Origin of the sequence: Micromonospora sp. NPDC049662, assembly GCF_040675055.1 — a bacterium.
Taxonomy (GTDB): domain Bacteria; phylum Actinomycetota; class Actinomycetes; order Mycobacteriales; family Micromonosporaceae; genus Micromonospora.
Genome location: NZ_JBFAOC010000022.1, coordinates 51,466 through 67,606 on the forward strand (window position 1 = coordinate 51,466; position 16,141 = coordinate 67,606).

Sequence of the window (16,141 nt, forward strand, 5' to 3'; positions counted from 1 at the left end):
CGGCGGTCTACAGTTGCGGCCGACGTCGAGCGCTGGGGGGCCGGGATGGAGCTGCGGGACACCGATCGAGCGCTGGTGCAGGCCGCCACGGCGGTCGCCAAACTTCGGTGCCGCAGCCGCCACCACACCGGCGCGTCGGCCGCCCGTACCGCCGACGGGCGGGTGTTCTCCGGGGTGAACCTGCACCACGACAGCGGGGACACCTGCGCGGAGTTGGTCGTCATCGGCACCGCCGCCACGCAGGGCGTGACCGAGCTGGAAACCATCGTCTCGGTCGCCGACCGGGGTCGTACGGTCGTCGGGCCCTGCGACAGGTGCCGGCCGGTGCTCAGCGCGTACTTCCCGGCGCTGCGGGTCATCGTGGGCGAGCCGGACGACCTGCGGGTGCTGCCGATCGCGGACCTGCCCGGCTGACCGCGTCAGTCGCCCGCCGCCGCCTCCAGCATCGACGCGGGGATCGGCACGCCCTCGTACCGCACGTTGCCCTCGGGCACCATCCAGCTCGCCACCCGCGCGACGAGCAGGCCGGCACGGACGGCCGGGTCGTCGGCGTAGAGCCCGCGTACCTCGTCCGGGGCGATGGAGAAGACGACGAAGCCCCGCATCCGGTCGTCGTCGGCGTGCAGGAGCGGGCCGGCCGCGAGCACCAGTCCCTGCTCCACGAGCCCTGCCTGGTGGGCCAGATGGGCGTCGCGTAGCCGGTCGATCGCCTCCGGTGGCAGCTCCGGCGGATCCGACGGTCGGGTCAGCAGGACGACCGTGTGCTGGTCGAATCGCATGCCCCACACCCTATGGTGCTCGCTGTCCCTCTTACGGGTGTTATCCGCCATCCGCCCCACTTGCCCCCGTCCGCGAAACTCATTCTCTTATCGAGGTCCGATACGAGTGGAGGTGCGGCATGGTCAGCAGACGACAGGTGCTCGTGGCCGGTGCCGCCGGGGGCGCCGCGGTTCTGGTCCCGGCCGGCTCGACGGCCGCGGGCCGCACGCTCGCCGCGGCGATGGTGCTGCGCGCCGCCGACATCCCGAAGTACGTCGCGCCGCTGCGCATCCCCCTGGCCATGCCCCGGGTGGCGAACGACCCCGAGCGGGACACCTACGTCGTCGGGGTGCGGCAGTTCCGCCAGCAGATCCTGCCGCTGTCCTGGCCGCGTACGACCGTGTGGGGTTACGGCTCCACCGCCCACCCCGACAGCTTCGGCTACCCGGCGCACAGCATCGTCGCGCGGGTGAACCGCCCGGTACGGGTGACCTGGGTCAACGAACTCGTCGACCACCGGGGCGACTACCTGCCCCACCTGCTGCCCGTCGATGAGACCCTGCACTGGGCCAACCCGGCCGGTGGCCGGAACGGCCGGGACGGGCACGGCCGCTCGGACGGCAGCCGCCGTGGCTACCGGGGGCCGGTGCCCCAGGTGGTCCACCTGCACGGCGGGCACAGCACGCAGGAGAGCGACGGGCACGCCGAGGCGTGGTACCTGCCGGTGGCCCGCGACCTGCCGGCCGACTTCGCCGTCACGGGCAGCGCGTACGGCGAGTTCCGGTCCCGCTTCGCCGAGGGGTCCGGCCTGCGCTGGGCGGCGGGTTCGGCCACCTTCGAGTACGCCAACGACCAGCGGCCCTGCACCCTCTGGTACCACGACCACACGCTGGGCCTCACCAGGGAGAACGTCTACGCCGGGCCGGCCGGTTTCTACCTGCTGGGCGGCGACGACCTGCCCGACGGGGTGCTGCCCGGCCCGACGCCGGGTCACGACGATCCGCCGGACACCGACTACCACGACATCCCGCTGCTCATCCAGGACCGCAGTTTCAGCGCCGACGGCGAGCTGGTCTACCCCGGGGGTCACCACGAGGGTCCGGCGTGGACGTCGGCGTTCTCCGGCACCACCATCGTGGTCAACGGCCGGACCTGGCCCAGCCTTACCGTGCAGCGGCGGCGCTACCGGTTCCGGTTGCTCAACGGCTGCAACAGCCGCTTCCTGATGCTCAGCGTCGCCGCCCACGCCACCGCACGGCCGGCCCGTCCGGTGCTGCCGGTCTGGCAGATCGGCAGCGACAGCGGCTTCCTGCCCGAGCCGGTGGCGCACGACCGCGTCACCCTGGGCCCCGCCCAGCGGGCCGACGTGATCGTCGACTTCACCGGCGTGCCCGCCGGCACCGAGCTCTTCCTCGTCAACGAGGGGCCCGAGTGGGCGTACCGGGGCGGCCGACCCGGGGTGGACTTCGCGCCGTCCGACCCGCGGACCACCGGGCAGGTGATGCGGTTCGTGGTCACCGAGGCCACCGGCGCGGACCCCAGCGTGCCGCCGGAGCACCTGCAACTGCCCGCCCACCCCCGGCTCGGTGCGGCGGAGCGGGTCCGGCGGCTGTCGCTCAACGAGCGGATGTCCGGCCGGTCGATGGTGATGCTGCTCGGCACCCTCGACGAGCGCGGCCGGGGTCGGCCGATGCGCTGGAGCGATCCCGCGACCGAACAGCCCCTCGTCGGCGCGACCGAGGTGTGGGAGGTGCGCAACTTCACCCGCAACGTCCACCCCGTCCACCTGCACCAGGCCCAGTTCGAGCTGCTGGGCCGTGGACGGTCGGGCCGGGCGGAGCCGGAGCCGGGGGAGCGGGGATGGATGGACACCGTGCTCGCGTACCCGTGGGAGGTGACCCGGATCAAGGCCCGCTTCGACCTGCCGGGCCGCTTCTCCTGGCACTGCCACCTGCTCGAGCACGAGGACAACGAGATGATGCGGCCCCTCAACGTGCTGCCGCGCGGCGCGGCGGCGGCCGGGGACGGCGGCTCGGTGCAGGTGCCGCAGGCTGAGTCGGCGGCATCGACCGACGCCAGTTAGGTCACTTTCCGCAGGTCGGCTAAGGTTAGGCGAACCTAAGCTCGAACGTGCAGGAGTTTCGTGACCACCCTCGCCGCCCGGCCGACGCCGGCCCGCAACTCCTCCGGTGCCCGCACCGGTCGGCGGGTCGCCGTCACCGTCGGCGCCGCGCTGGTGTTGCTGCTCGCCGTACTGGCCAGCTTCGCGCTGGGCAGCCGGCAACTCGGAGTCGGCGCGGTCTGGCACGCCCTCGTCGCGCCGGACGGCAGCGACGCGAGCACCATCGTCCGGGAACTACGTATGCCGCGTACCGCGCTCGGGCTCGCCGTCGGGCTGGCGCTCGCCGTGGCCGGCGTGCTGTTCCAGGCGCTCACCCGCAACCCGCTCGCCGAGCCGCGCATCCTCGGCATCAGCGCCGGCGCGTCGTTCGGCGTGGTCCTCGCCATCTCCGTCTTCGGCATCGGCACGCTCGCCGGGTACGTCTGGTTCGGCATCGCCGGCGCGCTCGCCGCCGGCCTGCTGGTCTTCGCCATCGCCAGCCGGGCCCGCGAGGGCGCGAGCCCGGTCACCCTCGCGCTGGTCGGCGCGGCGCTCGACGCCAGTCTCGCCTCCGGGGTGTACGCGCTGCTCAGCATCGACGCCCGCACCTTCGAGGAGTACCGGTTCTGGGTGGTGGGCGGACTGGCCGGGCGGGACCTCGGCGTCACCGCCCAGGTGCTGCCGTTCGTCCTCGTCGGGCTGCTGCTCGCCGCGCTGGTGGCCCGGGGCCTGGACGCCCTCGCTCTCGGCGACGACGTGGCCCGTGGCCTGGGCCACCGCATCGGCCTGGTCCGCCTCGGCGGTGGAATCGCCGCCGTGCTGCTCACCGGCGCCGCGGTGGCCGCCGCCGGTCCGGTCGCCTTCGTCGGGCTGGCCGTGCCGCACCTCGCCCGTGCCCTGGTCGGCGCGGACCACCGCTGGACCCTCGCCGTCTCCGCCCTGCTCGGGCCCGCGCTGCTGCTCGGGGCCGACGTCGTCGGCCGACTCGTCGCCCCGCCCGGCGAGATACCCGCCGGCATCGTCACCGCCCTGATCGGCGCGCCGCTGCTGGCCGTGCTGGTCCGCCGCGCCCGGGTGGTGACCGCGTGACCGCCGGTCGTCCCGCCGAAGCGTCCGGCACCGCCGGCCCGGACCCTGCCGCTGACCCGGTCGCTGGTCCGACCCGCGCCGCGTCCGGCGCTGCTGGTCCGGCCCGCGCTGCTGCCCCGGCCGCTGGTCCGGCCCGCGTCGCCGATGCGTCTGGCGCGGCTGGCGCGGCTCGCGTCGCCGATGCGTCTGGCGCGGCTGGTGCGGCCCGCGTCGCCGATGCGTCCGGCGCGGCTGGTGCGGCCCGCGTCGCCGATGCGTCCGGCGCGGCTGGGCTCGCAGCCGCGGCCGGGCTGCCCGGTGCGCCCGGCGGCACGTCCCGGCTGCCCGGCCGGTCGTTGCTGCGGGTCGGTCCGGTCAGCCTGCTGATCCGTCGCCGCGCGACGCTGGTCGCCGCCGTGCTGACCGTGCTGCTCCTGCTGGCCGTCGTGCTCAGCCTCTCGCTGGGCACCCCGTACGTCGCCCCGGCCGACGTGCTCCGGGCGCTCTCCGGCGCGGGCACCCCGTACGACCTCGTGGTTCTTGATCTTCGCCTGCCCCGGGTCGTGCTGGCGGCGGTGGCCGGCGCGGCCTTCGGCGTGGCCGGCACGCTGATCCAGAGCGTGGCGCGCAACCCGCTCGCCAGCCCGGACGTCATCGGCATCACCCAGGGCGCCGGCCTCGCCGCGACCGTGGCGTTGACCAGCGGCGCGGCGGCGGTGCTGGTGGCGCCCAGCGCGCTGGTCGGCGGTCTGCTGGCGGCGGTGCTGCTGTTCGCCCTCGGTGCCCGGCACGGGCTGGCCGCGCAACGGTTCGTCCTCGCCGGGGTGGCGGTCGCGTTCGCCTTCCGGGCGCTGACCGAGGTGGTCATGCTCACCGCCGACCCGATCGACGGCCTGCGGGCGCAGATCTGGCTGATCGGCACCCTCGCCGGCAAGGGCTGGACCGAGGCGGCCTGGATCGCCGGCACACTCGCGGTGCTGCTCCCGGTGCTGGCGTGGGCCGGCTGGGCCCTGAACAGCACCGCCCTCGACGACGACACCGCGCGCGGCGTCGGGCTACGCCCGGTGGCCCGCCGGATCGGGCTCGCCGGCACCGGCGTGCTCGTCGCCGCGATGGTCACCGCCCAGGTCGGGGCCGTCGACTTCGTGGCGCTCGTCGCACCGCAGTTGGCCCGCCGGCTGGTCCGCGCCGAACGGCCCCCGCTCGTCTGCGCCGCGCTGCTCGGCGCGCTCCTGCTCGTCCTCGCCGACCTGGCCGGCCGTCGACTGTTCGCGCCCACCCAACTGCCGGCGGGCGTGCTGACCGCCGCGATCGGCGGCCCGTACCTGATCTTCCTGTTGCTTCGTGGACGGCCACGGTCGTCGTGACGCCTGTGAGGAGTCGTGTGATGCTCTCCACCCGCGACCTGGTCGTCGGCTACGACGAGCGGACCGTGCTCGACGGGCTGACCCTGGACCTGCCCACCGACGCGTTCACGGTGATCGTCGGCCCCAACGCGTGCGGCAAGTCCACCCTGCTGCGCACGATGGCCCGACTGCTCGCTCCGCGACAGGGCACCGTCCTGCTGGACGGCACCGCCATCCGTGACCTGCCCACCCGCGACGTGGCCCGCCGGCTCGGCGTCCTGCCGCAGAGCCCGCTGGTGCCCGAGGGCGTCACCGTGGCCGACCTGGTCGGACGCGGCCGGCAGCCGTACCAGCGGTGGTGGCGGCAGTGGTCGTCGTCCGACGCCGCGGCGGTCGACGAGGCGATGGCCCTGGCCGACGTGGCCGACCTCGCCGACCGGCCGGTGGACAGCCTCTCCGGTGGCCAGCGGCAACGGGTGTGGATCGCCATGACGCTCGCCCAGGACACCGAGGCGCTGCTGCTGGACGAGCCGACGACCTTCCTCGACCTGGCCCACCAGGTGGAGGTGCTGGACCTGCTGCACCGGCTCCGCGCCGAGCGTGGCCGCACCGTGGTCGCCGTCCTGCACGACCTCAACCAGGCCGCCCGCTACGCCGACCACCTGGTCGCGATGCGCGCCGGCGCGGTGGTGGCCGCCGGCCCACCCCGGGAGATCCTCACCGCCGAGCTGGTCCGGGACGTCTTCGGGCTGGCCTGCGTCGTCGTGCCCTGCCCGGTGACCGGCGCACCCCTGGTGGTGCCCGCGCGCACCGGCGGCCCGGCCCTTCCCACCGGCTCTGCTGGCGTGGGCAACTCTGCCGGCTCTGTTGCGGCCGCCGGGTCTGCTGGCGTGGGCGGCCCGGAGGCCCCTGCCGCTGTCGGGTCCGCTGCGCCGGCCGCTGACGCTGCGCCGGCCGCTGACGCTGCGCCGGCCGCTGACACTGCGCCAGCCGCTGACGCTGCGCCGGCCGCTGCTGCTGGGCCTGCTGCGCCGGCCGCTGCTGCCGGGTTCGCTGCGCCGGCCGCTGGCCCTGGCGGCGCTGATTCGTCGACGGCGTCCGTACCGGACGCCCGATCCGCCGATGGCGACGCGGCCACCCCGCTCGCCGGCACGTACCCCTCGAAAGGACACTGATGCGTCGTCTCGTCGCCGCTCTCGCCGCGGCCGTCGCCCTCGGGGTCGGCCTCACCGCCTGCGGTGAGAGCGACCCGGTCGCCGGCTCCGCTACCGGGGAGACCCGGGAGATCACCCACGCCATGGGCACCACCAAGGTCCCGGCCGAACCCAAGCGCGTCGTCGTGCTCGACACCGACAAGATCGACACGGCGCTCTCGTTGGGCATCACGCCCGTCGGCGCGGCCACCGCCGGCGAGGCCAAGAGTTGGCCCACGTACTTCGGCGCGGACAAGCTCGCCGGCATCAAGGAGGTCGGGGTGCTCACCGAGCCTGACCTGGAGGCGATCAACGCCCTCAAGCCGGACCTGATCCTCGGTAGCAAGTTCCGCCAGGAGAAGTTCTACGACGAGCTGGCCGCCATCGCGCCGACCGTGTTCACCGACAAGGTGGGCATCACCTGGAAGGAGAACTTCCTCCTCGACGGCAAGGCGCTCGGCCGCGAACAGCAGGCCAAGGACCTGCTCGGCGCGTACGAGAAGCGGGCCAAGGACTTCGGCGCGACCCTCGGCGACGCCGCCGCCCGCAAGGTGTCCATCGTGCGGTTCATCCCGGGCAACATCCGGGTGTACGGCCCGGACTCCTTCTCCGGCATCGTCATCGGTGACACCGGCCTGGGCCGCCCCGAGCGGCAGTTGCTCGCCAACAAGGAGGACAAGCGCTTCGACCTGGTCAGCCCCGAGCGGATCAACGAGGTCGACGGCGACGTCATCTTCGTGACCGCGTACGGCGACAAGGCCGCCGCCGAGCAGAGCAAGGTGGCCGGCGGGACCCTCTGGAAGGGCCTCGGCGCGGTCAAGGCCGGCAAGGCGTACCCGGTCTCCGACGAGATCTGGATGACCGGCATCGGCGTCGGCGCCGCCAACAAGATCCTCGACGACCTGGCCAAGTACCTCCCCGCCACCTGACCCACCCGGGCCGCACCCAAGATCCGCGCAAGTTCGGGGAAACTGCTGCCTCGCGAGCCAATGAAGCAGCAGCATCCCTGAAGTTGTGCGGATCTTGGTGCCGGTGCCGGTGCCGGTGCCGGTGCCGGTGCCGGTGGCGGTGCTGGTTCTGGTTCCGGTTCCGGTGCGGGTGCGTCTCGGGTCGGGTCAGCGGGAGCGGGAGCGCAGGGCTTGACGGAGTTCGTCGAGGAAGCCGTCGAAGTCCTCCCGAAGTCGTTTTGCGGTGACGTGCAGCACGATCCAATCCTCACCGAGCAGCCGATTGAGGCGACGGCGGTCGAGGTGGAGTTGCTCGGGATCGTCATGCCACAACCCGTCGTACTCGACGGCGACCTTGAGATGCGGCCATGCCAGATCGAGACGGGCCACGAACCTCCCATCGTGCTCGACCACGAACTGGGTGACCGGCGGCGGTATCCGGGCGAGCACGATTCGCACGCGAAGTCGGGACTCCGGTGTCGACTCCGAGCCCGCGTCGGCCAGATCGGCCACCCGCGTCATGCGCTTCACCCTCGGTCGCCGACCCGCGCTCGGGCATTCGCCCGCAGCGGCGCGAGCGCTACCAGATGCTTGTGGGCGAGCCGATCCACGATGGCAACTGCCTCCTCGGTCGGCAGCCACTGGGCCAGATCCCAGCAGGTGCGCGTCGGCGTGGTCACCGGGATGCCCTGACGTCGGATGACGTCGAATTCGTCGATCGCGCCGGCATGGACGGCGAGTCCCGACACCGGTCCGAACCGCTGGCCGGCGGGCACGAGCACATCGACGGGCTCATGGTGGGCGACCGTCGTCGCGCCGTAGAGCGCTGCCGCGCTGCGTCCGGCGATCACCACACCCGGCGGCAGCACGAGTTGGGCAGCCGCGGCGCAACGGGTGCGGTGAGTGACGTCGAGTTGGGCGTCGGCATACACGTCCCGGAAGAGCGGGCGCCAGGCCGCGCTGCGTAGTTCCGCAGGGGTGAGCAGACCGTCGGCGACGGCGCGGGAACCGCGAAAGACGCGCCCCTGCAGTCTCGCCGGGCGTCGTGGAGAAGCAGGCATGACGACACCCTGACGGCCAGGCGTGGCTGCCGGCAGCCCCTGTGGATAACTTCCGCCGGGGGTAATTACGCCAAGATCCGCGCAACTTCAGTGCTCTTGCTGCCTCCCGATCACGGGAGGCAGCAGCATCCCTGATGTTGCGCGGATCTTGGCTGAGCGGGCGAGCGTGGGCGGGCGTGGGCGGGCGTGGGTGCGTGGGCGGGCGCGGGCGGGTGGTGCGGGTGGAGGGGTGTGGGCGGGTGGTGCGGGTGGAGGGGTGTGGTTAGGCGGCGGTGGACCAGATGGCGCGGAAGGCGGCGGCTTCGCCGGCCAGCCAGCGTTCGATCTGTTCGGGCTTGGCGTCGGTGGGCATGCGGTGGGTCTGACCGCGCCGGACGTCGACCAGGACCGGCTCGGCGTGCGGGAGGACCGCGTCCATGTGGCGGGCCATCAGGTGCAGGGTGGCGAGCATCGATTCCTCGCTCGGCGGCGCCTCGTCGAAGTGCAGTCGGACCGCGTCGGCGTGACCGTCGGGGTAACGTACGCCGAAGTGGGGGTTGATCTTGACGGGTAGGTCGCCGAGCATGGCCAGGGCGTCGCGGGTCTGGGCCAGGTCGAGGGTGGCCGGGTCGCCGAGGGAGTGCAGCCAGGCCGTCGCGCCGGGCACCAGCGCCTGGTAGAGCGGGCGCCAGCGCGGCTTGACGACGTCGACCACACCGGCCAGGTGGGTGCCGCCGGTGTGGAAGGCGATGTCGGCCTTGAGCGCCTTGACGAACTGGCCGTGCGGGTTGAAGCCGGAGCGGCTGGCGCGCTGCTTGCGCAGACCGCCCACGAAGGTCGCCTTGGTGGGGCCGGTGCGGTCGACGTAGCGGGTGAAGCCGAGCAGGGTGGTGTAGGGCGTCAGGGGCATGGAGGTGGGCGCGGTCACGGGCGTCCTCCCAGTTCAGAAGCGCTATTAGTACATACATTCTAATCGACACCCCTGACATCGCCCAGTGAAAACGGGGCGGCGGAAGACGCGACAAAGGGGGCCGTCCGGCAACCCGGACGACCCCCTCGCGGCGACCGCTAAAGCTGACCGACGTCCGTGATCCGGACGACCGCCGCGCCGACCTCGTCCGAGGCGGCGAGGTCGACTTCGGCGCTGATGCCCCAGTCGTGGTCGCCGTCCGGGTCGTCGAAGATCTGCCGGACGGTCCACTTCTCCCGGCCCTGCTCGATCATGAGCAGCGCCGGGCCGCGGGCGTCCGGACCCACCCCGATCGAGTCGTACGCCTCGAAGTAGGGCGTCAGGGCGTCGGCCCACGCGTCGTAGTCCCAGCCGTCGGCGGAGTCCAGCTCGGCGAGCAGGTCCCAGCGGCGCAGCGCGGCCAGCTCCACCCGACGGAACAGCGCGTTGCGCACCAGCACCCGGAACGCCCGCGCGTTGCGGGTCACCGCCGGTGGCCGGTCGGTCAGGGCGGCGTGCGCCTGGGCCACCTCGGCCACGTCGGACGGGTTGCGCAGCCGCTCCCACTCGTCGATGAGGCTGGAGTCGACCTGGCGGACCAGCTCGCCCAGCCACTCGATGAGGTCGATCAGCTCCTCGGTCTTGGCGTCCTCGGGGACGGTCTGGCGCAGCGTCTTGTACGCGTCGGCCAGGTAGCGCAGGACCAGGCCCTCCGAGCGGGTCAGCCCGTAGAACTGCACGTACTCGGTGAAGGTCATGGCCCGCTCGTACATGTCGCGGACGACGGCCTTGGGGGAGAGCTGGTGGTCGGCGACCCACGGGTGACCCTGCCGGTACATCTCGTACGCGGCCTCCAGCAGCTCGGCAAGCGGCTTCGGGTGGGTCACCTCGTCCAGTAGTTCGAGGCGGGCCTCGTACTCGATGCCCTCGGCCTTCATCGCGGCGACCGCCTCGCCGCGCGCCTTGAACTGCTGCGCGGACAGGATCTGGCGGGGGTCGTCGAGGATCGACTCGATCACGCTCAACACGTCGAGGGCGTACGAGGGGGACTCGGCGTCGAGCAGCTCGATGGTGGCCAGGGCGAGGGGGGAGAGTGGCTGGTTGAGCGCGAAGTCGAGCTGGAGGTCGACGGTGAGCCGGATCCGGCGACCGGTCTCGTCCGGCTCGGGCAGCTCCTCGACGACCCCACCGGCCCGCAGCGCCCGGTAGATGGCGATGGCCCGGCGGATGTGCCGGCGCTGGGCGGCGGGCTCCTCGTGGTTGTCGGTGAGCAGGTGCCGCATCGCCGCGAACGCGTCCCCGGGGCGGCCGATGACGTTCAGCAGCATCGAGTGGCTGACCTGGAAGCTCGACGTTAGCGGCTCCGGCTCGGCCTCGACGAGGCGGTCGAAGGTGGGCTGCCCCCAGCCGATCGAGCCCTCCGGCGGCTTCTTGCGGACGACCTTGCGGCGTTTCTTCGGGTCGTCGCCGGCCTTGGCGAGGGCCTTCTCGTTGTCGATGACGTGCTCGGGGGCCTGCACGACGACCCGGCCGATGGTGTCGTACCCGGCCCGGCCGGCCCGCCCGGCGATCTGGTGGAACTCCCGGTTCTTGAGCAGGCGGGTACGGACCCCGTCGTACTTGCTCAGGCCGGTGAACAGCACCGTGCGGATCGGCACGTTGATGCCGACGCCGAGCGTGTCGGTGCCACAGATGACCTTGAGCAGACCGGCCTGGGCCAGGGTCTCGACCAGGCGGCGGTACTTGGGCAGCATGCCGGCGTGGTGTACGCCGATGCCGTGCCGGACCAGCCGGGACAGCGTCTTGCCGAAGCCCGAGGTGAACCGGAAGCCGCCGATCGCCTGGGCGATCATGTCCTTCTCGGCGCGGGTGCAGACGTTGACGCTCATCAGCGCCTGGGCGCGTTCCAGCGCGGCGGCCTGGGTGAAGTGCACGACGTACACCGGAGCCTGTTTGGTCTCCAGCAGCTCCTCGAGCGTCTCGTGCAGCGGCGTCATCGCGTACGAGAAGATCAGCGGGACCGGCCGCTCGGCCGAGCGCACCACGGCGGTCGGCCGTCCGGTACGCCGGGTCAGGTCGTCCACGAAGCGGGTGGTGTCCCCCAGGGTGGCGGACATCAGGATGAACTGGGCCTGCGGTAGTTCGATGATCGGCACCTGCCACGCCCAACCACGGTCGGGTTCGGCGTAGAAGTGGAACTCATCCATGATCACCTGGCCGACGTCGGCCTTGGCGCCCTCGCGCAGCGCCAGGTTGGCCAGGATCTCCGCCGTGCAGCAGATGATCGGGGCGTCGGCGTTGACGCTGGCGTCGCCGGTGAGCATGCCGACGTTCTCGGCGCCGAAGACCTCGCAGAGCGCGAAGAACTTCTCCGACACCAGCGCCTTGATCGGCGCGGTGTAGAACGTCGTTCGGCTGTCGGCCAGGGCCGCGAAGTGCGCGGCGACGGCCACCAGGCTCTTACCCGAGCCGGTGGGCGTGTTCATGATCAGGTTGGCGCCGGAGACGATCTCGATGACCGCCTCCTCCTGATGGGGGTAGAGGTCGAGGCCGCGCTCCTTCGCCCAACCGGCGAACGCGTCGAAGAGGGTGTCGGGGTCGGCGCTTCTCGGCAGCGCGGCGGTGAGCGTCATAGCGTGTCCATGGTGCCTGGATCATGCCCTCCGGCGCCAACCAGGTTGTCGCGCGACCCGCTCAAGGCGTTAGGAAGGGCCCCTTTTACAACGCCAGGCGTTAACAGGGGGCCCTTCCTTACCGTCGGCGGTAGATGAGATCAGCGACCGGACGGCCCGCCGTGATCGCCCGCCGCTCGAACTTCGTCACCGGGCGGTGCGCCGGACGGGGCGCGTAGCCGCCGTACGCGTCGACCAACTCCGGATCCGCGTCCAGGGTCTCCCGCATCGCCTCGGCGTACTCGGCCCAGTCCGTCGCGCAGTGCAGCACGCCGCCGGGGGCCAACCGGGACCGCAGCAGGGCCACGTGCGACGGCTGGATGATCCGCCGCTTGTGGTGCCGGGCCTTCGGCCACGGATCCGGAAAGAACACGTGTACGGCGTCCAGCGCGCCCTCCGGCAGGCCGCCGACCAACTCCAGTGCGTCACCGCGAGCAACCCGGACATTCCCCAGGTCAGCGCGGTCCACCAGGTCGAGCAGGTTGGCGATTCCCGGCGTGTGCACCTCGACCGCCAGATAATCTCGGTCCGGGTCGGCGGCGGCCATCGCGGCCGTACTGTCGCCCATGCCCGAGCCGATCTCCAGCACCACCGGGGCCCGGCGGCCGAAGATGGCGGCCAGGTCGACGGGCTCGCCCGACACGTCCAGACCGTACGAGGACCAGAGCCGGTCCAACGCGTCGGTCTGCCGGCCGCTCATCCGTCCCCGGCGGGGGTGGAAGGTGCGGATCATCCGGCCCGTGGGCGGGACGGTGGCGGGGTCAGGGTCGTCGGTGATGGTCACAGCGACCCGAGCGTACGCGACTTCGTCTGCGGATCGGATGTGATGTGCGACCGGGAATGAGAGGATCCGATTGGTACGGCAGGCCGGGCGGTCCGCTGCCCGGCGCGGTTCGACGGCGTCGAGAGGGGGCATCGTGACAGTGACCCGCGGCGGCGTGCTCCTGTCGGTGGCGGCCATGCTCGCCATCCCCCTGCTCAGCACCGCTCCCGCGCTCGCCGCCCCGGCGACGCTGGCCACGCCGCCGGCCCTCGCCACTGCGCCCGGCGGGCCGTCCGACGCCCTGTCGACCGCCTCCGACTGGCCGCTCGATCCTCTGTCGGCCGTCGCCGCACCCGCTCGGCCGCTCGACGTCCTGCCGGTTGCCGCGTCCGCGCCGCTCGACGTCCTGCCGGCTGCCGCGCCCGCGCCGCAGCCCGGAGGCGTGCCGGGTGGCGCGCCACAGCCCGCTCCCGTGGTGGACGTCTTCGTCGAGGTGAGCCCCAGCACGGTGCAGCCCGGCTACCTGGTCGGCATTCGGGCCAGTTGCCGGGACAACTCGATCGGCGCCACCGTCGTCTCGGACGCGTTCGGCGCCGTCGGCGTGCAACCGCAGGGCGGCGTGCTCACCGCCGCGCCGATGGTGCGCGAGCGCACCCGCCCCGGCAACTACCGGGTCAAGCTGGAGTGCCGCGACGGCGAGACGGCGTCGACCATGTTGCAGGTGGTGAAGACGGTGCCCTCCCCCCACCCCAGTCGAGGCCCGGCGACCGGCTTCGGTGGCAGTGCCGGGGGAGTTACCGGCAAGCTGCTGCTGCCCGGCGGTGCCGCCTTCACGGTCGCCGGCCTGGTCCTCGCCGTGGTGGCCCTGCGCCGGCCCCGTAGCGTCGCGCGCCGCTGAGCCCGCCATGGAAATCTTCCGCCCCACACCGCCGCCGGCCGGATCCCGTCCGCCCACGGGTTCGCGCCCGTCCGCCGGCTCGTGGCTGCCCGGCGATGCCCGCCCACCCGCTGTCGCACGCCCGTCCGGCGATGCCCGGCAATCCGCTGCTGCCCAGCAGGCCGGCAGTTCGCGCCCGTCCGATGGCGCGAAGCCCTCGCCGGTGTCCCGCGCGTCGCATGTCTCCGGCGAGCGGCCGGCGGTGGCCGCCCGTCCGCCGACCGTCGTCGCTCCCCGGCGCAGCCGTCCGACGGGGCGTAGCCCCTGGTCGGTGCCGCTGGCCGTGATGCTGGTGCTGGTGGGCGTCTTCGCCACCGGCGCGGGACTGGGTCGTTCGGTCGGCCCGCTCGACCTGACCCCGGCCGGCGGCGAACGCCCGCCGCGCAGCGAGACGGTCGGGTTGTCGGCGAGCCGCCCGGTGCGCCTCACCGTCCCGGCGATCAAGGTGGAGGCGCCGGTGGCTCCGGTCGGGCAGGCGTCGGACGGCACGATCGCCGTACCGCCGCTGGAGAAGCACAACGAGACCGGCTGGTACGACCGGGGGCCGACACCCGGTGAGCCCGGTCCCGCCGTCATCGTCGGGCACGTGGACACCAAGAGCGGCCCGTCGGTCTTCTACGACCTGGGCAAGCTGAAGCCCGGTGACCTGATCGAGGTGGCCCGCGCGGACCGGTCGACGGTGGTGTTCAAGGTCGACACGGTCGAGCGCTTCCCGAAGGACCAACTGCCCGCCGAGCGCATCTACGGGCACGAGGGCCCCGCCGGACTCCGGCTCATTACCTGCGGCGGCCAGTTCATCGGCGGTCGCGCCGGCTACGCCGACAACGTGATCGCGTTCGCCACCCTCCAGTCGTCCCGCAAGCCCTGAGCCCGGCCGGGCTCGGCTTGATCCACACGACGTCGGTGATGTCGGGGTGTCCAGGTGGCGCTGACACCCCGATTTCGCCGAAGTCGAGTCGATCAAGCCCGGCGGTCAGGGCGTCAGGGGAACCCGCCTGGCGCGGATCGTGCGGGCGGGCGCTGGTCACCGCCCCGGCCCGACCCGGGCGAGCTGGTAGCCCGGCCGGGCGTCAGCGCAGGAAGTCCAGAAGTCGGTGGGCCGTCTCGTCGGGCGCTTCCTCGGGGATGAAGTGCCCGGCCGGTACGGGGCCGCCTCGTACGTCGTCGGCCCACTGCCGCCAGATCGCCATCGGGTCGTCGTAGAGCTTGGCGACCTGGCCGTGTTGGCTCCAGAGGAACAACAGCGGGCAGGCGATCTTCCGGCTCCCACGGTCTGCCCGGTCCTGGTCGTAGTCCAGGCTGGCCGCCGCGCGGAACTCCTCGCAGATCGCGTGCACGGTCTCGGGGTGCGTGAACTGCTCGACGTAGGCCGCCCGTACCTCGGGTGGGAAGGAGTCCTTCACCTCCGGCCAGTTCTCCAGCATGTAGTCGACGAGCACCTCGGGCGCGGCGGCGATGAACCGCTCGGGCACCGGCTCCGGCGCGGCCAGGAAGGACCAGACCCAGTAGGACAGGCTGAACGCCTTGTCGGCGCGGTCGTACACGTCGCCGATCGGCACGACGTCCAGGACGGCCAACCGGGTGACGACGTCCGGCGCGTCGAGCGCGAGTCGGTACGCGCACCGCGCCCCGCGATCGTGGCCGACCAGGTGGAACCGGTCGTACCCGAGGCTCCGCATCACCTCGATCTGGTCGCGGGCGATGGCGCGCATGCTGTACGGCTCGTGGTCGGCGCTGCTCGGCGGTGTGCCGCTGTCTCCCCAGCCCCGCAGGTCGGTGGCGACGACGGTGAAGTGCTCGGCGAGCCGGGGCGCGACCCGGTGCCACATGAGGTGCGTCTCGGGTATGCCGTGCAGCAGCAGAACGGGCGGCCCGTCACCGCCACGCCGTCCGTGGATCGTCGCGCCGGACGTGGCGATGTCGAACTCTTCGAAGCCGTCGAACATGGCCGGACGCTATCAGCGCAGATCGCCGTCGGGGCGGGGTTACGTCGAGCCCGGCAGGCCGGCAGGTGGTCAGGGCTGGGGGACCCGCAACGCCACCTCGAACTCCAGCAGGGTCGCGCCGCTGGAGACCGGCGGGCGGGGCGTCTCCCCGGGGGCGGTGGCGTGGGCGGCGCGGGCGGACCCCGAAGCCCAGGCCTGGTACGCCTCCTCGCTCTCCCACCGCGTATAGACGAAGTAGCGGGTCTCGCCGGCCACCGGGCGCAGCAGTTCGAAGCCGAGGAAGCCGGGGGAGCCCTCCACCGCGCCGGCCCGTGCCGCGAACCGCTTCTCCAGCTCGGGGCCGGCGTTCGGGGGAACCTCGATTGCGTTGATCTTCACGACTGCCATCTGCCCACCCTAGCCAGCCCCGGCGGCCGTGCG

General features: G+C 72.8%; 15 protein-coding genes and 1 pseudogene. 8 read left to right on the top strand and 8 right to left on the bottom strand.

Annotation, left to right across the window (positions count from 1 at the left end; translation table 11 throughout):
• The first annotated feature begins 45 nt into the window (after positions 1-45).
• Positions 46-414 carry a cytidine deaminase gene (locus AB0J36_RS18265; RefSeq protein ID WP_355050269.1) on the top strand — a complete coding sequence of 123 codons (369 nt, stop codon included), beginning with the start codon at positions 46-48 and terminating at the stop codon, positions 412-414.
• 5 nt (positions 415-419) lie between these two features.
• Here AB0J36_RS18265 and AB0J36_RS18270 read toward each other — a convergent pair whose 3' ends face one another.
• Entirely contained in the window at positions 420-779 is a 360-nt protein-coding gene (locus AB0J36_RS18270) for a YciI family protein (RefSeq protein ID WP_357119903.1), read from the bottom strand.
• Positions 780-898: 119 nt separating this feature from the next.
• Between AB0J36_RS18270 and AB0J36_RS18275 the strand changes: the two genes are divergently transcribed.
• From AB0J36_RS18275 to AB0J36_RS18295, 5 genes and pseudogenes are all read left to right on the top strand, one after another.
• Positions 899-2,842: a multicopper oxidase domain-containing protein gene (locus AB0J36_RS18275; RefSeq protein WP_363660902.1), complete on the top strand. Its 1,944-nt coding sequence runs from the start codon at positions 899-901 to the stop codon at positions 2,840-2,842.
• Between the two features lie 60 nt (positions 2,843-2,902).
• Positions 2,903-3,949, top strand: coding sequence for an iron ABC transporter permease (locus tag AB0J36_RS18280; RefSeq protein WP_355050266.1), 1,047 nt, complete (start codon positions 2,903-2,905; stop codon positions 3,947-3,949).
• The gene (locus tag AB0J36_RS18285) at positions 3,946-5,295 is read left to right on the top strand and encodes an iron ABC transporter permease (protein WP_357119897.1); all 1,350 of its coding nucleotides are present in this window, start codon (positions 3,946-3,948) and stop codon (positions 5,293-5,295) included. Before AB0J36_RS18280 ends, AB0J36_RS18285 begins: the two co-directional genes overlap by 4 nt.
• 20 nt (positions 5,296-5,315) lie before the next feature.
• A pseudogene (locus tag AB0J36_RS18290) lies at positions 5,316-6,080 on the top strand (ABC transporter ATP-binding protein); the annotation flags it as partial.
• A 368-nt stretch (positions 6,081-6,448) separates the two neighbouring features.
• Positions 6,449-7,396, top strand: a complete 948-nt coding sequence (locus AB0J36_RS18295) for an iron-siderophore ABC transporter substrate-binding protein (protein WP_357173365.1) — start codon at positions 6,449-6,451, stop codon at positions 7,394-7,396.
• 186 nt (positions 7,397-7,582) lie between these two features.
• Here the strand turns inward: AB0J36_RS18295 and AB0J36_RS18300 are convergent, their stop codons facing one another.
• The 5 genes from AB0J36_RS18300 to trmB form a co-directional block, all read right to left on the bottom strand.
• Positions 7,583-7,936 carry a hypothetical protein gene (locus tag AB0J36_RS18300; RefSeq protein ID WP_357393166.1) on the bottom strand — a complete coding sequence of 118 codons (354 nt, stop codon included), beginning with the start codon at positions 7,934-7,936 and terminating at the stop codon, positions 7,583-7,585.
• Positions 7,937-7,941: 5 nt separating this feature from the next.
• Complete coding sequence (locus AB0J36_RS18305) at positions 7,942-8,475, bottom strand: hypothetical protein (RefSeq protein ID WP_357393164.1); 534 nt, start codon at positions 8,473-8,475, stop codon at positions 7,942-7,944.
• A gap of 262 nt (positions 8,476-8,737) precedes the next feature.
• Positions 8,738-9,382, bottom strand: a complete 645-nt coding sequence (locus AB0J36_RS18310) for a hypothetical protein (RefSeq protein WP_357393162.1) — start codon at positions 9,380-9,382, stop codon at positions 8,738-8,740.
• Positions 9,383-9,522: 140 nt separating this feature from the next.
• Positions 9,523-12,036: a DUF3516 domain-containing protein gene (locus tag AB0J36_RS18315; RefSeq protein WP_357393160.1), complete on the bottom strand. Its 2,514-nt coding sequence runs from the start codon at positions 12,034-12,036 to the stop codon at positions 9,523-9,525.
• A 118-nt stretch (positions 12,037-12,154) separates the two neighbouring features.
• Positions 12,155-12,775 (bottom strand): tRNA (guanosine(46)-N7)-methyltransferase TrmB, encoded by a 621-nt coding sequence (gene trmB, locus AB0J36_RS18320; RefSeq protein ID WP_357120777.1) that lies wholly within the window; start codon positions 12,773-12,775, stop codon positions 12,155-12,157.
• Between the two features lie 214 nt (positions 12,776-12,989).
• Between trmB and AB0J36_RS18325 the strand changes: the two genes are divergently transcribed.
• Together AB0J36_RS18325 and AB0J36_RS18330 are read left to right on the top strand one after the other, a co-directional pair.
• On the top strand, positions 12,990-13,736 hold the full coding sequence (locus tag AB0J36_RS18325) for a hypothetical protein (protein WP_357120774.1): 747 nt from the start codon (positions 12,990-12,992) through the stop codon (positions 13,734-13,736).
• Between the two features lie 241 nt (positions 13,737-13,977).
• On the top strand, positions 13,978-14,643 hold the full coding sequence (locus AB0J36_RS18330) for a class F sortase (protein WP_357120771.1): 666 nt from the start codon (positions 13,978-13,980) through the stop codon (positions 14,641-14,643).
• Between the two features lie 202 nt (positions 14,644-14,845).
• Here AB0J36_RS18330 and AB0J36_RS18335 read toward each other — a convergent pair whose 3' ends face one another.
• Positions 14,846-15,721 (bottom strand): alpha/beta hydrolase, encoded by an 876-nt coding sequence (locus AB0J36_RS18335; protein WP_357119881.1) that lies wholly within the window; start codon positions 15,719-15,721, stop codon positions 14,846-14,848.
• 69 nt (positions 15,722-15,790) lie between these two features.
• Positions 15,791-16,108, bottom strand: a complete 318-nt coding sequence (locus AB0J36_RS18340) for an antibiotic biosynthesis monooxygenase (RefSeq protein WP_355050256.1) — start codon at positions 16,106-16,108, stop codon at positions 15,791-15,793.
• Positions 16,109-16,141 lie beyond the last annotated feature (33 nt).

Excerpts from the sequence above, each read along its gene's own strand:
- AB0J36_RS18265 (WP_355050269.1), top strand. The coding sequence starts at position 46 with ATGGAGCTGCGGGACACCGATCGAGCGCTGGTGCAGGCCGCCACGGCG.
- AB0J36_RS18300 (WP_357393166.1), bottom strand. The coding sequence starts at position 7,936 with ATGACGCGGGTGGCCGATCTGGCCGACGCGGGCTCGGAGTCGACACCG.
- AB0J36_RS18305 (WP_357393164.1), bottom strand. The coding sequence starts at position 8,475 with ATGCCTGCTTCTCCACGACGCCCGGCGAGACTGCAGGGGCGCGTCTTT.
- AB0J36_RS18315 (WP_357393160.1), bottom strand. The coding sequence starts at position 12,036 with ATGACGCTCACCGCCGCGCTGCCGAGAAGCGCCGACCCCGACACCCTC.
- AB0J36_RS18270 (WP_357119903.1), bottom strand. The coding sequence starts at position 779 with ATGCGATTCGACCAGCACACGGTCGTCCTGCTGACCCGACCGTCGGAT.
- AB0J36_RS18335 (WP_357119881.1), bottom strand. The coding sequence starts at position 15,721 with ATGTTCGACGGCTTCGAAGAGTTCGACATCGCCACGTCCGGCGCGACG.
- trmB (WP_357120777.1), bottom strand. The coding sequence starts at position 12,775 with ATGAGCGGCCGGCAGACCGACGCGTTGGACCGGCTCTGGTCCTCGTAC.
- AB0J36_RS18340 (WP_355050256.1), bottom strand. The coding sequence starts at position 16,108 with ATGGCAGTCGTGAAGATCAACGCAATCGAGGTTCCCCCGAACGCCGGC.
- AB0J36_RS18295 (WP_357173365.1), top strand. The coding sequence starts at position 6,449 with ATGCGTCGTCTCGTCGCCGCTCTCGCCGCGGCCGTCGCCCTCGGGGTC.
- AB0J36_RS18275 (WP_363660902.1), top strand. The coding sequence starts at position 899 with ATGGTCAGCAGACGACAGGTGCTCGTGGCCGGTGCCGCCGGGGGCGCC.